Genomic DNA, 15,444 nt, shown 5'->3' on the forward strand with positions numbered 1-15,444 from the left:
GCTGCGCGACAGCGCCGCGACGAAGACGCGCAGGCGCCTCCTACAACATAATGCCCGTTGAGTTAACAAAAACCAGGCAGGACATTAGCGCTCCAACGCGACAAAAAACCCGCATTCGCATGCGGGTTTTTGGCCATTACGCTGAGTGGCGAGGCGCGCCCCCTCGCCCTGGCGTCTCAGAATCGCTCGATCTTGGCCTCGGCGTGCAGCTTCTGGCGGTACGCGGCGAAGTCCTGCTGCCCTGCGCGCGAAGCCAGGAAGCGGCGGTAGTTCTGCTTCTCTTCCGCCGACAGGGCTTCCTTGGGCTCGTTGACGCCGTTCAGGCGGACCACGACATAGTCGCCATTGCCCAGGGACACACCGGCATAGCTCGGCTTGTCCTGCTGTTCGGGACGGGGCATGCGGAACACCGTCTGGAGCAGTGCCGGGGCGACACCGTCCTGGCTGCGGGTAGCCGCCTCGACTGCCTGCCATTGCCCCTCGGGCTGCTGCCCCTCACGCAGTTGCGCCAGCAGGCCTTCGCCTTCGCTACGGGCCTTCTCGGCCGCCTGGCTGCGCTGTAGCTGCTGGACGATGCTGTCGCGCACGTCGGCCAGCGGTATTGGCGCAGGCTTCAGGTGCTCCTTCACGCGCAGCGCGATGGACGTATCGGGATCCAGTTCGATGACACCACTGTTGGCCCCGTCCACCAGCAGTTCTTCACTGAACGCGGCCTGGATGACCTGGCGGTTGGCGGTAATGCCTTCGCCACCCTCGCGGCCGAAGGCGTCTGTGGTCTGCACACTGAGTCCGAGCTCCTGGGCCGGCTGAACCAGGTCGGCGGCCTCGAATGCGGAATCCTCCAACTGCTTGCTGGCTTCGACGAAACGCTGCTCGACCTGCTGCGCCTTGAGTTCGCGCTCCAGCTCCGGCTTCATGCTCTCGAACGAGGGCACTTCAGGCGACTGCACGCCCAACAGCTTGATCAGGTGCCAGCCGAACTCCGAGCGTACCGGCGCGGAGACCTCGCCTTCGCGCAGCGCATAAAGCGCCTCTTCGAACTCCGGATCGTAGACGCCGGGGCCCGCGAAGCCCAGATCGCCACCTTCGTTGGCAGAGCCCGGGTCCTGGGAATACTGCTTGGCAAGCGCGGCGAAGTCCTCGCCAGCCTGGACCTCTGCCGCGACTTCCTCGATCTTGGCCTTGGCCTCGGCATCACTCAACTCGCCACCGGTCTCGATGAGAATGTGGGCGGCCCGACGCTGCTCGGCGAGGTTGGCGATCTGCTTCTGATAGAGCGCCTGCAGCTCCTCATCCGACGCCTCGACCTGGTCGAAGAAGGCCTCTTTCTTCAGCTCGACGTATTCGACGACGACCTGCTCGGGAGTACGAAAACGCTCGGCGTTCGCCTCGTAGTATTCGCCAATCTGCTCGTCGCCGATCTCCACCGCCTCCTGTCGAGCCGGCACGGTCAGCGTGGCGAAATCGCGCGTCTGCATTTCCAGGCGGGCAAAACTCTCGACCTGCTGGTCGGTCACGAAGCCGGTGCCGGAAATGCCGGCGCGCAGCTGGCCGATCAGCATTTCCTGCTCGAGCAACTGGCGGAACTGCAGGCGGGAATAACCCATCTGCTGAATGACCTGGTCGAAACGCGCGGCATTGAATACCCCGTCGACCTGGAATTCGGGAGTCTGCAGGATCAGCTGGTCCAGCGCTTCGCGGGAAAAGGCGAACCCGGATTCCTTGGCACCCTGCAGCAGGAGCATGCGTTCGATCAGCGAGCCCAGCGCCGAATCGCGCAGCAGTTTTTCGTCCAGCAAGGACGGATCGAAGTCCCTGCCCAGTTGTTGGGCCAACTGACGGCGCTGCATGTTCATGGCCTGATCGAGGTCATAGCGGGAGATTTCCTCACCGTTGACCTCTGCGGCGTTCTGGCTGTTGCTGGCGGCGTTGAAAATCGCATCGAAGCCGGTCAGCGCCAGCAGCATCACAATGACGCCGATGATGGTTTTGGCAATCCAGCCTTGTGAATTGTCCCTGATGTTCTGAAGCATGCGACCCCCAGGAGTCTGCGGCGCGACGGGATGCGCAACGCGGGTGGAAACCGGATAAAAGAAAGGCGCATCCAGGGATGCGCCTTCTCGGAGCTTTTGGAGCGGTTGGGCTTATTCCCCCAAGCCGGACTGAACAGGCTGGGCCCGTTCGAACAACCGCCCCGCCAGAGCAGCGCTAGCTGACTGGCCGGGTAGAAAGACGCTTAGTTGACCGCGTCTTTCAGGGCCTTGCCAGCTTTGAAGCCCGGGATCTTGGCGGCAGCGATGTTGATCGGCTTGCCAGTCTGCGGGTTGCGGCCAGTGCGCGCAGCGCGCTCCTTGACGGCGAAAGTACCGAAACCAACCAGTACCACGGAATCACCAGCCTTCAGGGCGCCGGTGACGGATTCGATCACTGCATCCAGCGCGCGGCCAGCAACAGCTTTTGGGATATCAGCAGATGCAGCGATGGCATCGATCAGTTCCGACTTGTTCACTCTAAGTCCCCTTAATTTCTGTTGAGTTCGTATCTTTAATTTTCGGGTGTAAGCAAAGCGGTGCTGGAATGGCTCTGACACAAGGGGCCGATTAAACAAGGGCGCCGAAAATGTGTCAACGGAGCCTTCCAGACTAATGCGTGCTGATTCGCTCCTTGGAATCAGGCTCGCGCTTGTCGTCCTTTGCAACAATCTCAGGAGCCGCATCAGGCAAGGGCTCCGGCGCGTATTGCAGCGCAATTTGCAGGACCTCGTCAATCCACTTCACCGGTTTAATCTGCAGGTCCTGCTTAATATTTTCAGGAATCTCTTTCAGATCACGCTGATTTTCTTCCGGAATGATCACCGTCTTGATACCACCACGATGGGCGGCAAGTAATTTTTCCTTTAATCCGCCAATGGCGAGTACCTGGCCGCGCAGGGTGATTTCGCCTGTCATTGCGACATCGGCGCGCACCGGAATCTGGGTCAGCGCGGATACCAGTGCGGTACACATGCCGATGCCCGCGCTCGGTCCATCCTTCGGCGTGGCGCCTTCGGGCACGTGGATGTGGATGTCCTGCTTCTCATGGAAATCCACGGCGATCCCCAGGCTCGTCGCACGGCTACGCACCACGGTCAGCGCCGCGGTGATCGATTCGCCCATGACCTCGCCGAGCGAGCCGGTCTTGGTCAGCCGGCCCTTGCCGGGCACCACGGCGGCCTCGATGGTGAGCAATTCACCACCGACCTGGGTCCAGGCCAGCCCGGTCACCTGCCCCACCTGGTCCTGGAGTTCGGCGAGGCCATAGCGGAACTTGCGCACACCGAGGAAATGCTCGAGCGAGTCGGCGTCCACCTTCACCTGGAAATGCTTCTGCGCCGCATGCTCCTTGACCACCTTGCGGCAGACCTTGGCAAGCTGGCGCTCCAGGCTGCGCACGCCGGCCTCGCGCGTGTAGTAACGGATGATGTCGCGCAGCGCCGACGCCTCGAACTCCACCTCACCCTTTTTCAGGCCGTTGGCCTGGATCTGCTTGGGCGCCAGGTAGCGGGTGGCGATATTGATCTTCTCGTCCTCGGTGTAGCCTGGCAGGCGGATGACTTCCATCCGGTCCAGCAGCGGCGCCGGAATGTTCATCGAGTTGGCGGTACAGAGGAACATCACGTCCGAGAGGTCATAGTCGACCTCGAGATAATGATCGTTGAAATTGTGATTCTGTTCCGGATCGAGCACCTCGAGCAGCGCCGAAGCGGGATCGCCGCGCATGTCGCTGCCCATCTTGTCGATCTCGTCGAGCAGGAACAGCGGATTGCGCACGCCGACCTTGGTCATCTTCTGGATCAGGCGCCCCGGCATGGAACCGATGTAGGTACGCCGATGGCCGCGAATCTCGGCCTCGTCGCGCACGCCACCCAAGGCCATGCGCACGAACTTGCGATTGGTCGAACGGGCGATGGATTCGGCCAGCGAGGTCTTGCCGACACCGGGCGGGCCGACCAGGCAGAGCACCGGCCCCTTGAGCTTCTTGACCCGTTTCTGTACCGCGAGATATTCAAGGATGCGGTCCTTGACCTCCTCCAGGCCATAGTGATCGGCGTCGAGCACTTCCTCGGCCTTGGCCAGGTCCAGGCGCACCTTGCTCGCGGCCTTCCACGGCACGTTCACCAGCCAGTCGATATAGGTACGGACCACCGTCGCCTCGGCCGACATCGGCGACATCTGCTTGAGCTTGTTGAGCTCGGCCTGGGCCTTGGTATAGGCATCCTTGCTCAGACCGGCATTCTCGATGCGCTTCTTGAGGTCATCGATCTCGTTGTGACCTTCGTCGATGTCGCCCAGCTCTTTCTGAATGGCCTTCATCTGCTCATTCAGGTAGTACTCGCGCTGGCTGCGCTCCATCTGCTTCTTCACGCGCCCGCGGATCCGCTTCTCGACCTGCAACAGGTCGATTTCGGCATCCAGCAAGGCCAGGACGTGCTCGACGCGGGCAGGCAGCTCGGTTATCTCGAGGATTTCCTGCTTCTGCTCGATCTTCAGGGCCATGTGCGCCGCCATGGTATCCACCAGGCGCGCAGGCTCGTCGATGCTGCTCAGGGACGACAGCACCTCGGCCGGGACCTTCTTGCCCAGTTGCACATACTGCTCGAACTGGCTGAGCAGGCTGCGGGTGAAGACTTCGGACTCGCGCGTCTCGACCTCGGACTCCTCGATCAGCGCCACTTCCGCGCGGTAGTGATCATCCGCCTCGACGAAACGTTCGATAACGCCGCGCTGCTCGCCCTCGACCAGCACCTTGACCGTGCCGTCGGGCAGCTTGAGCAGTTGCAGCACGGAGGCCACGGTACCGACACGGTACAGCGCGTCCTCGGCGGGGTCATCATCGGCCGGGTTCTTCTGGGCCAGCAGGAGGATCTGCTTATCGCCGGACATGGCGGACTCGAGCGCTTCGATGGATTTTTCACGGCCAACGAAAAGCGGTATCACCATGTGTGGATAGACCACCACATCGCGCAGCGGCAAAAGGGGCAATTCGATGGTTGTCTTCATAAATTCAGCTCTACGACGGCCATACGGCGGTAAACGGACGGGGGACACCCTTGCTGCAAAGATGAGGGCATGCCCTGTAAAAAACAAGGAGGCGAAACAAATGCAAAGGGGCCCGCAGGCCCCTTCGTTTCTATCACGCCTCAGGCGCAGCCTTGGCGGGCGGTTCGCTGTTCTCGTAGATCAGCAGGGGCTGGGAAGAGCCATCGATCACGCTTTCATCGATGACCACCTTGCTGACGTCCTTCTGCGAAGGAATGTCATACATGGTATCCAGCAGAACGCCTTCGAGAATCGAGCGCAGGCCACGAGCGCCGGTCTTGCGCTCCAGTGCGCGACTGGCGACTGCCTTGAGCGCGTCCGGGCGGAACTCCAGGTCCACGCCCTCCAGCTCGAACAGCTTGGCGTACTGCTTGGTCAGCGCGTTCTTCGGCTCGGTGAGGATCTGGATCAGCGCGGCCTCGTCGAGCTCGTCGAGCGTGGCGATCACCGGCAGACGGCCGACGAATTCCGGGATCAGGCCGAACTTGACCAGATCGTCCGGCTCGACGGAACGCAGCGCCTCGCCGATCTTCTTGCCCGGATCCTTGCTGCGCACCTCGGCATTGAAGCCGATGCCACCCTGGGTCGAGCGCCCCTGGATCACCTTCTCCAGACCAGCGAATGCGCCGCCACAGATGAACAGGATATTGCGCGTATCGACCTGCAGGAACTCCTGCTGCGGATGCTTGCGTCCGCCCTGTGGCGGAACGGAGGCCACGGTACCTTCGATCAGCTTGAGCAGCGCCTGCTGCACGCCCTCACCGGAAACGTCGCGGGTGATCGACGGGTTGTCGGACTTGCGCGAGATCTTGTCGATCTCATCGATGTAGACAATGCCCATCTGGGCCTTTTCCACGTCGTAGTCGCACTTCTGCAGCAGCTTCTGGATGATGTTCTCGACATCCTCACCCACGTAGCCCGCCTCGGTGAGCGTGGTCGCATCGGCAATGGTGAACGGAACATTGAGCAGGCGGGCCAGCGTTTCGGCCAGCAGGGTCTTGCCCGAACCGGTGGGACCGATCAGCAGAATGTTGCTCTTGCCCAGCTCGACTTCTTCTTTCTTGTCGCGCTGGTTCAGACGCTTGTAATGGTTGTAAACAGCCACCGCCAGGATCTTCTTCGCGCGCTCCTGACCAATGACGTACTGGTCGAGAATGCCGCTGATCTCCTTGGGCGCAGGCAGTTTGTGCGCGTTGCTCTCGGCCTGCGCTTCCTGCACCTCCTCGCGGATGATGTCATTGCACAGGTCGACGCACTCGTCGCAGATGAAAACGGAGGGCCCGGCGATCAACTTGCGTACTTCATGCTGGCTTTTGCCGCAAAAAGAGCAATAGAGCAGTTTGCCGGAGTCCTCGCCGTTGCGGGTGTCAGTCATTCGATCGATCCAATCGGGAAGGCTTGAAACACAAGATGAAGGCAATCGTGGGCTTTTTCAAGCCCACGCGGCAGCCGGATATCGCAGGCTGCGGAGATCAGACCGTCAGTTGGCGCTGAGTCAGAACCTGGTCGATCAGCCCGTACTTGACGGCCTCATCGCCACTCATGAAGTTGTCGCGGTCGGTGTCGCGGGCGATCACATCCATCGGTTGCCCGGTGTGATGAGCCAGCACCTTGTTCAGACGCTCGCGGATGGTGAGGATCTCACGCGCATGGATTTCGATATCCGAAGCCTGACCCTGGAAGCCGCCCAGCGGCTGGTGGATCATCATGCGCGAATGCGGCAGGCAGTAACGCTTGCCGGCTGCACCACCGGCCAGCAGCAAGGCGCCCATGGAACAGGCCTGGCCGATGCAGATGGTCGACACGTCCGGCTTGATGAACTGCATGGTGTCGTAGATCGACATGCCGGCAGTCACCGAACCACCCGGGGAGTTGATATAGAGGTGAATGTCCTTCTCGGGGTTTTCCGCCTCGAGGAACAGCATCTGCGCCACGATCAGGTTGGCCATGTAGTCTTCGACCTGGCCGACCATGAAGATCACCCGCTCCTTCAGGAGACGGGAGTAGATGTCATAGGCGCGCTCACCGCGTGCGGACTGCTCGATCACCATCGGGACCAGGCCGCCAGCGGCCTGAATGTCCGGAGCTTGCATAAAAGAATTGCGGGACATGTTCCAACGATACTCCCTATGTCATGCCTCAAAAGACATAAGCCAGCGCGAGGCTGGCTTATGTTTGTGCACTCGAACGTTTGAAGAAATCAGGCTGCTTGCGGGGCTTCCGCAGGCTTGACAGCTTCCTCGTAGGAGACCGACGTGTCGGTCACTTTAGCCTGCTGCAGGACAGTATCCACAACTTGTTCTTCGAGCACAACAGAACGGACCTCGTTCAGCTGCTCGTCATTCTTGTAGTACCAGGCGACGACCTGTTCCGGCTCCTGGTAGGCCGAAGCCATTTCCTCGATCAGCTCGCGAACGCGCGCCTCGTCGGGCTTGAGCTCCTTCTGCTTGACCACCTCGGCGACGATCAGCCCGAGCACTACGCGGCGCCTGGCCTGTTCTTCGAAGAGCTCGGCCGGCAGTTGATCGGGCTTGATGTTGCCACCGAACTGCTGGACGGCCTGAGCGCGCAGACGGTTGACCTCATTGTCGATCAGCGCCTTGGGCACTTCGATCGGGTTGCCGGCGACCAGCCCTTCCATCACCTGGTTCTTCACCTTGGTCTTGATGGCCTGGCGCAGCTCGCGCTCCATGTTCTTCTTCACTTCGGCGCGGAAGCCTTCGATGCCGCCTTCCTGAACGCCGAACTGGGTGAAGAACTCGTCATTCAGTTCCGGCAGCTGCGCAGCCGCGACGCTGTTGACGGTCACGGTGAACTCGGCGGTCTTGCCGGCCAGATCGAGGTTCTGATAATCCTCGGGGAAGGTCGGGTTGATCACGCGCTCGTCGCCGGCCTTGGCACCGACCAGGGCCTCTTCGAAACCGGGGATCATGCGACCGGAACCCAGCACCAGCTGAGTGCCCTTGGCCGAACCACCGGCGAAGGCCTCGCCGTCGATCTTGCCGACGAAGTCGATGTTCACCTGGTCGCCGTTCTCGGCGGCGCGCTCGACGGTCTCGAAGCGGGTGTTCTGCTTGCGCAGGATTTCCAGCATGTTGTCGACGTCGGCATCGGCCACTTCAGCCTGCAGACGCTCGATCTCGATGGCTTCGAACCCGGCGACTTCGAATTCGGGGAATACTTCGAAGGTCGCGACGTACTCGAGATCCTTGCCTTTTTCGAACACTTTCGGCTCGACGGACGGAGCACCGGCCGGGTTCAGCTTCTCGGCGACGATGGCTTCATAGAAGGTCGCCTGAATCAGGTCGCCCAGCGCTTCCTGACGGGCAGCCTCTTCGTAACGCTGGCGGATCACGCTCATCGGCACTTTGCCGGGGCGGAAACCAGGAATCTTGGCACGGCTGGCGGTCTGTTGCAGACGCTTGTTGACTTCGGTCTCGATGCGCTCGACCGGCACGCCAATGGTCATGCGGCGCTCAAGAGCGGAGGTGCTTTCAACAGAAACTTGCATGGATTTTCCTCGTTGCACAGACATAAGCCGGGCGTTCCGGCCCCAGAATGGGCAAGCATTCTAGTAGCTCGATTGGCAGAAGTCACCCCGCCGACCGAGAAGAAAAGAGGAGACCGCCACCAGCTTGGGCGGGGTCCGCGCGCTATGTCCGGGCGATCCGCCTGCCCGGCGAAAGCCCCGCTGCGCGGCCGCGCTCCTGCGAGCCGAGCGCCGGACGCACCGGAACCGCTCGCCAGCCTTCTCCGCACCCCAGAAACGCGAAAGCCCCGGAATCCGGGGCTTTCAGCTTGTTACATGGTGCGGACGGAGAGACTCGAACTCTCACACCTTGCGGCGCCAGAACCTAAATCTGGTGTGTCTACCAATTTCACCACGTCCGCCAAGCGGGGCTTCAAACGAAAACGCCAGGCAGCGCCTGGCGTTTTCTGGAATATGGGGTGGACGAAGGGGATCGAACCCTCGACACCAGGAGCCACAATCCTGTGCTCTACCAACTGAGCTACGCCCACCATATTGCATTGCATCTTGCTTGTGCCAGAGCCCGAAATGGCGCACCCGGCAGGACTCGAACCTGCGACCATCCGCTTAGAAGGCGGATGCTCTATCCAGCTGAGCTACGGGCGCTCTTATCTGCATTCTGTGCGGAGCGCAGACTTGAAGCTCCGGCCGTGAAGAAGTCACCCCTCTCCGAAAGCCATCTTACCCAGCAGCAGGCTGTGCTCGACAAGCGGGGCGAATGTTATAGAGGCTCTGCACACTCGTCAACACCAGGATCAAAAAAATTTCAGTTAGATAAAGGGGTTACGGTTGTTGCCCGGCGCTTCGCCTTTGCCGTGTCGTCGCGGCGTGCGAGAATGTGCGTCCTTTCCAAATCCTTTCCGATGGTTAACCAAGCGTCATGACCGCACAACTGATCGACGGTAAAACGATCGCTGCCAACATTCGCCAACAGATCTCCAGTCGTGTTGCCGAGCGCCGTGCCCTGGGGCTCCGCGCGCCGGGGCTGGCGGTGATTCTGGTGGGTAGCGACCCAGCCTCCCAGGTATACGTAGCGCACAAGCGCAAGGACTGCGAGGAAGTGGGCTTCAACTCCGTCGCCCACGACCTTCCGGCCGATACTCGCCAGGAAGACCTGCTGGCACTGATCGATCGACTCAACGACGATCCGACCATCGACGGGATTCTCGTTCAACTGCCACTGCCCAGGCAGCTCGACGCCTCGCAACTGCTGGAGCGCATCCGCCCCGACAAGGACGTGGATGGTTTCCACCCTTATAACGTCGGCCGGCTGGCGCAGCGCATGCCCCTGCTGCGCCCCTGCACGCCGAAAGGCATCATGACCCTGCTGGAAAGCACCGGAATCGACCTGCATGGCCTGGATGCGGTGGTGGTGGGCGCTTCGAACATCGTCGGCCGCCCCATGGCGCTGGAGCTGCTGCTGGCCGGCTGCACCACCACCGTGACCCATCGCTTCACCCATAACCTCGCCGAGCACGTCAAGCGGGCCGATCTGGTCGTGGTGGCCACCGGCATCACCGGCCTGGTCAAGGGCGAATGGATCAAGCCTGGCGCCATCGTCATCGACGTCGGCATCAACCGCCAGGCCGACGGCCGCCTGCTGGGCGACGTGGAATTCGGCCCGGCCTGCGAGCGCGCCGCGTGGATCACGCCGGTGCCGGGCGGCGTCGGCCCGATGACCCGCGCCTGCCTGCTGGAAAACACCCTGCATGCGGCCGAGCACCTGCACGGTTAAGCCTACGGCAGCTCCAAACAGGAACGGCAACTTTCGGTGCCGTTCCTGTTCACAGCCGGATTATTCGGCCAGGCGCCAGGTCGTGCCGCCCTTGCCGTCTTCCAGCACCACTCCCACCGCGGTGAGCTGGTCGCGGATACGATCGGATTCCGCCCAGTTCTTCTCGGCGCGCGCCTGCAGACGCGCAGCGATCAGACGCTCGACCTCGGCGGCATCGACCTTCCCCGCCGCACCGGCCTGCAGGAAAGCCTCCGGTTCGAGCTGCAGCACGCCCAGCACACCCGCCAGCGCCTTCAACTGCGCAGCCAGCGCGGCCGCGGCGGCCAGATCGGATTCACGCAGCCGGTTGACCTCACGAACCATTTCGAACAGCACCGCGCAGGCTTCCGGGGAATTGAAGTCGTCGTCCATCGCCGCGCCAAAGCGTGCGACGAAGTCATCGCCACCGGCAGGCTCGACCACCGGCAGCCCCTTGAGCCCGTTGTAGAAACGTTCCAGCGCCCCCTTGGCCTCGCGCAGGCTGTCTTCGGAATAGTTGATCGGGCTGCGGTAGTGGCTGGCCACCAGCAGGTAACGCACCACCTCGGGTTGATATTTCTCCAGCACCTCGCGAATGGTGAAGAAGTTGCCGAGGCTCTTGGACATCTTCTCGCCGTCGACGCGCACCGCACCGGCGTGCATCCAGGCATTGGCGTACTGCTTGCCGGTGGCCGCTTCGCTTTGCGCGATCTCGTTCTCGTGGTGCGGGAACACCAGGTCCGGGCCGCCACCATGAATATCGAAGGTCTCGCCCAGGCAGCAGGTGGACATCACCGAGCACTCGATATGCCAACCCGGACGGCCGGCGCCCCAAGGCGACTCCCAGCTCGGCTCGCCGGGCTTGGCGCCCTTCCACAGCACGAAATCCAGCGGGTCTTCCTTGGCTTCGTCGACTTCGATGCGCGCACCGATCTTCAGGTCCTCGATCCTGCGCCGCGACAGCTTGCCGTAGCCGGCGAACTTGCCGACGCGGTAGTAGACGTCGCCGTTGCCCGGCGCATAGGCGAAGCCCTTGTCGATCAGCGTCTGGATCATCGCATGCATGCCGGCGATATGATCCGTAGCACGAGGCTCGATATCCGGACGCAACACGTTGAGACGCGTCTCGTCCTCGTGCATGGCGGCGATCATGCGCTCGACCAGCGCCTGGAACGGCTCGCCGTTCTCATGGGCGCGGCGGATGATCTTGTCATCGATATCGGTAATGTTGCGCACGTAGGTGACGTCGTAGCCACGATGGCGCAGCCAGCGGGTGACCACGTCGAACGCCACCATCACCCGCGCATGGCCGATGTGGCAGAAGTCGTAGACGGTCATGCCGCAGACGTACATGCGCACCTTGTTGCCGTCCAGCGGGTGGAAGTCTTGCTTGGTCTTCGTCAGGGTGTTGTAGATCGTCAACGCCATCATTGGCCCCAGGAGTCACGCAGCGTGACGGTGCGGTTGAAGACCGGAGCGCCGGGCTTGCTGTCCTCGATGTCGGCGCAGAAGTAGCCTTCGCGCTCGAACTGGAAGCGTTCTTCCGGGGCGACATTGGCCAGCGACGGCTCCACGCGGCAACCGCGCAGCACCACCAGCGATGCGGGATTGATGTTGTCCAGGAAGCTGCCGCCCTCCTCGTCCTTCTCCGGGTTGGCGGAGCGGAACAGGCGATCGTACAGGCGTACCTCGCACTCGACGCTCTCGGCGGCCGGCACCCAGTGGATCACGCCCTTGACCTTGCGGCCCTCGGGGTTCTTGCCCAGGGTGTTCTCATCATAGGAGCAGCGCAGTTCGACGATATTGCCCTGCTCGTCTTTCACCGCCTCGTCGGCACGGATCACGTAGCTGCCGCGCAGGCGTACTTCGCCACCGGGAACCAGTCGCTTGAACCCGGCCGGCGGAACCTCCTCGAAGTCGCCGGCATCGATGTAGATCTCGCGACCGAACGGCAGCACGCGCACGCCCATGTCCTGCTTGGGGTGACGCGGCAGTTCGAGCGTCTCGACCTGGCCTTCGGGGTAGTTGGTGATGACGACCTTCAGCGGCTTGAGCACGCACATGGCCCGCGCCGCGTTGGCGTCGAGGTCTTCGCGGATGGCGAATTCCAGCATGCCGATATCCACCACGCCGCCAGCGCGGTTCACGCCGATCATGTCGCAGAAATTGCGGATCGAGGCCGGCGTATAGCCGCGGCGGCGGAAGCCCGACAGGGTCGACATGCGCGGGTCGTCCCAGCCGCTCACGTGCTTCTCGTCCACCAGTTGCTTGAGCTTGCGCTTGCTGGTGATGGTGTAGTTCAGGTTGAGCCGGGCGAATTCGTACTGGCGCGGCTGGGCCGGCACCGGCAGGTTGGCCAGGAACCATTCGTAGAGCGGGCGGTGATCCTCGAACTCCAGGGTGCAGATCGAGTGGGTCACGCCCTCGATGGCATCCGACTGGCCGTGGGTGAAGTCGTAGCTCGGGTAGATGCACCACTTGTCACCGGTCTGGTGATGATGGGCGTGGCGGATGCGATAGAGAATCGGGTCGCGCAGGTTCATGTTGGGCGAGGCCATGTCGATCTTCGCCCGCAGCGCCCTGGCGCCATCCGGGAACTCGCCGGCCTTCATCCGCGCGAACAGGTCGAGATTCTCCTCCACGCTACGCTCGCGGAACGGGCTGTTGCGGCCCGGCTCGGTCAGGCTGCCACGGTACTCGCGCGCCTGCTCGGGGGTGAGGTCGCAGACGTAGGCCTTGCCGGTGCCGATCAGGTGAACCGCCCAGTCGTGCAACTGATCGAAATAATCGGAAGCGTAGCGCTCATCGCCCGCCCACTCGAAGCCCAGCCACTGCACGTCGCTCTTGATCGCGTCGATGTATTCCTGGTCTTCCTTGGCCGGGTTGGTGTCGTCGAAGCGCAGGTTGCACTCGCCACCGAACTCCTTGGCCAGGCCGAAATTCAGGCAGATCGATTTGGCATGGCCGATGTGCAGGTAGCCGTTGGGCTCCGGCGGGAAGCGGGTGACGATCTTGGTGTGCTTGCCGGAATCCAGGTCGGCCTGGACGATCGGACGAAGAAAGTTGCTAGCGGCGGAAGTCTCGGGCTTGCTCATGGTGTCCTTAACGATCAGCGAGTGTGCGGCTTAGAGAGGTTTACAAAAGTAGCGAGCGATGGTCAGACAAGGCGCAACGATCAACGGGAGTAACAGCCGAAGGCTGACCCGAAGGGCGAGCGCTAGCGAGTCAATCAGCCGAAAAAGCGGAATGTACAAGTCGTACAAGAGCATTTGAGGCTGAGTTTAACGCCGCATGACCGAGCGCAGTCGTTTGTAAATACCCTCTCAGGGTAGGCCGACCAAATCAAAGCGCCTATCATAGCGGACCCGTCAACCCCCTGACAGAGCAAAGCGCCCACGGGCGGATGCCATCGGCGGCTGGCGGCACCCGACATCGACGACCCTTGCAGCGGCCCGTCCCGCACTTGGCCTGCCCAACGAAAACGGAATCCCTTCCCGATGATCAAACTGCACACCAATCACGGCGTCATCACCGTCCAGCTGTTCGAAGACAAGGCCCCGGAAACCACTGCCAACTTCAAGGAATATGTGAAGAGCGGCCACTACGACGGCACCATTTTCCATCGCGTGATCAGTAACTTCATGATCCAGGGCGGCGGTTTCGAGCCCGGCATGAAGCAGAAAGCCACCCGCGCCCCGATCAAGAACGAGGCCAACAACAGCCTGTCGAACAAGACCGGCACCCTGGCCATGGCCCGCACCATGGAGCCACACTCGGCCTCCGCGCAGTTCTTCATCAACGTCAAGGACAATGACTTCCTCGACCACAGCGCCCCCACCGTCCAGGGCTGGGGCTACGCGGTGTTCGGCGAAGTGACCGACGGCATGGACGTGGTCGAGAAGATCAAGGGCGTGGCCACTACCATGAAGTCCGGCCATCAGGACGTTCCGGTGGACGACGTGGTGATCGAGAAGGCCGAGATCGTCGAGTAACGCACGAGTGATCCTGCTGATCTCGGATCTGCATCTCGAAGAGGAACGCCCGGACATCACCCGGGCGTTTCTGCATTTTCTCGAGACGCGCGCCAGCCAGGCCGAGGCGCTGTACATCCTCGGCGACTTCTTCGAGGTCTGGATCGGCGACGACGCCATGACGCCCTTCCAGCGCTCGATTGCCCAGGCGTTGCGCACCCTGAGCGATCGGGGCACGCGCATCTACCTGATGCACGGCAATCGCGACTTCATGCTCGGCGAGCGCTTCTGTCGCGCGGCCGGCTGCGAGCTCCTGGCCGACCCCAGCGTGGTCGAGTTCGATGGCGAGCGCGTCCTGCTGATGCACGGCGACAGCCTGTGCACCCGCGACCAGGGCTACATGCGCCTGCGCCGCCTGCTGCGCAATCCGCTCAGCCTGTTCATCCTGCGCAACCTGCCGCTATCCACGCGCCGGAAACTGGCGCGCAAGCTGCGCAACGAAAGCCGCACGCAAACCCGCATGAAGGCCAGCGACATCGTCGATGTCACCGCCGAGGAAGTTCCGCGCGCACTGGCCGAACACGGGGCGCTGACGCTGATCCACGGCCACACCCATCGCCCGGCGGTGCACGTGCTGCAAGTCAATGGGAAGCCTGCCCGGCGCATCGTGCTCGGCGACTGGGACAGCCAGGGCTGGGCGCTGCAGGTGGATGCCAGCGGCTTTCACCAGGCTCCGTTCGATCTGAGCTAGTGGCCTGTTTGGTTAGTTTGTTAACTCACTGAGCATTATGTTGTAGGAGCCAGCTTGCTGGCGATCCGGCGATGGTGGTCGGGATCGCCAGCAAGGACTGGGTGTTCCCAAGCTTTTGCGCTCGAAAGGCTCTTGCGCTTTTCCCGAGTCGAGGCAACGTATGAATAAACGAATTTCCAAGACAGTCCACTAGGGTCATGCCTGGTTGGTTTGTTAACTCACTGGGCATTAAGTTGTAGGAGGCGCCTGCGCGTCTTCGATACAGCGCTGTCGCGCCGCAAACAGGGTGCAGCGCCGAGAAAGCCGCACGTGCCCACCGCGCCCGCAGGAGCCCGGGGGGACGCCGAGTCCTTGCCGGCGAG

The 15,444-nt window shown here is 62.1% G+C and carries 11 protein-coding genes and 3 tRNA genes; 3 read left to right on the top strand and 11 right to left on the bottom strand.

What is annotated here, in order from left to right; translation table 11 throughout:
• Window positions 1-176 precede the first annotated feature (176 nt).
• The 9 genes from IN820_RS14995 to IN820_RS15035 all read right to left on the bottom strand — a co-directional run bounded on the left by IN820_RS14995 (window position 177) and on the right by IN820_RS15035 (window position 9,213).
• Entirely contained in the window at window positions 177-2,033 is a 1,857-nt protein-coding gene (locus tag IN820_RS14995; RefSeq protein ID WP_193681732.1) for a SurA N-terminal domain-containing protein, read from the bottom strand.
• Between the two features lie 203 nt (window positions 2,034-2,236).
• Entirely contained in the window at window positions 2,237-2,509 is a 273-nt protein-coding gene (gene hupB, locus IN820_RS15000; RefSeq protein WP_003282502.1) for a nucleoid-associated protein HU-beta, read from the bottom strand.
• A 133-nt stretch (window positions 2,510-2,642) separates the two neighbouring features.
• On the bottom strand, window positions 2,643-5,039 hold the full coding sequence (gene lon, locus IN820_RS15005) for an endopeptidase La (RefSeq protein ID WP_193681733.1): 2,397 nt from the start codon (window positions 5,037-5,039) through the stop codon (window positions 2,643-2,645).
• Between the two features lie 133 nt (window positions 5,040-5,172).
• Window positions 5,173-6,453, bottom strand: a complete 1,281-nt coding sequence (gene clpX, locus IN820_RS15010; RefSeq protein ID WP_193681734.1) for an ATP-dependent Clp protease ATP-binding subunit ClpX — start codon at window positions 6,451-6,453, stop codon at window positions 5,173-5,175.
• A gap of 97 nt (window positions 6,454-6,550) precedes the next feature.
• Window positions 6,551-7,189: an ATP-dependent Clp endopeptidase proteolytic subunit ClpP gene (clpP, locus tag IN820_RS15015; protein ID WP_193681735.1), complete on the bottom strand. Its 639-nt coding sequence runs from the start codon at window positions 7,187-7,189 to the stop codon at window positions 6,551-6,553.
• Between the two features lie 89 nt (window positions 7,190-7,278).
• Complete coding sequence (gene tig / locus IN820_RS15020) at window positions 7,279-8,589, bottom strand: trigger factor (protein ID WP_193681736.1); 1,311 nt, start codon at window positions 8,587-8,589, stop codon at window positions 7,279-7,281.
• Window positions 8,590-8,884: 295 nt separating this feature from the next.
• A tRNA-Leu gene (locus IN820_RS15025) sits at window positions 8,885-8,969 on the bottom strand.
• Window positions 8,970-9,022: 53 nt separating this feature from the next.
• Window positions 9,023-9,098 (bottom strand) — tRNA-His (locus IN820_RS15030).
• 38 nt (window positions 9,099-9,136) lie between these two features.
• Window positions 9,137-9,213: transfer RNA gene (locus IN820_RS15035), tRNA-Arg, on the bottom strand.
• Between the two features lie 274 nt (window positions 9,214-9,487).
• Here IN820_RS15035 and folD point away from each other — a divergent pair.
• Complete coding sequence (gene folD / locus IN820_RS15040) at window positions 9,488-10,342, top strand: bifunctional methylenetetrahydrofolate dehydrogenase/methenyltetrahydrofolate cyclohydrolase FolD (RefSeq protein ID WP_193681737.1); 855 nt, start codon at window positions 9,488-9,490, stop codon at window positions 10,340-10,342.
• Between the two features lie 60 nt (window positions 10,343-10,402).
• On the opposite strand, the gene cysS is transcribed toward folD, so the two are convergent.
• Together cysS and IN820_RS15050 are read right to left on the bottom strand one after the other, a co-directional pair.
• Window positions 10,403-11,788, bottom strand: a complete 1,386-nt coding sequence (gene cysS / locus IN820_RS15045; protein ID WP_193681738.1) for a cysteine--tRNA ligase — start codon at window positions 11,786-11,788, stop codon at window positions 10,403-10,405.
• Window positions 11,788-13,455 (bottom strand): glutamine--tRNA ligase/YqeY domain fusion protein, encoded by a 1,668-nt coding sequence (locus IN820_RS15050; protein ID WP_193681739.1) that lies wholly within the window; start codon window positions 13,453-13,455, stop codon window positions 11,788-11,790. Before IN820_RS15050 ends, cysS begins: the two co-directional genes overlap by 1 nt.
• 402 nt (window positions 13,456-13,857) lie before the next feature.
• On the opposite strand from IN820_RS15050, the gene IN820_RS15055 reads away from it, so the two are divergent.
• Window positions 13,858-14,352: a peptidylprolyl isomerase gene (locus tag IN820_RS15055; protein ID WP_193681740.1), complete on the top strand. Its 495-nt coding sequence runs from the start codon at window positions 13,858-13,860 to the stop codon at window positions 14,350-14,352.
• 7 nt (window positions 14,353-14,359) lie between these two features.
• On the top strand, window positions 14,360-15,082 hold the full coding sequence (locus IN820_RS15060) for a UDP-2,3-diacylglucosamine diphosphatase (protein WP_193681741.1): 723 nt from the start codon (window positions 14,360-14,362) through the stop codon (window positions 15,080-15,082).
• The last annotated feature ends 362 nt before the right edge of the window (window positions 15,083-15,444 follow it).

Origin of the sequence: Pseudomonas lopnurensis (assembly GCF_015070855.1) — a bacterium.
In the GTDB taxonomy this organism is placed as follows: Bacteria; Pseudomonadota; Gammaproteobacteria; order Pseudomonadales; family Pseudomonadaceae; genus Stutzerimonas; species Stutzerimonas lopnurensis.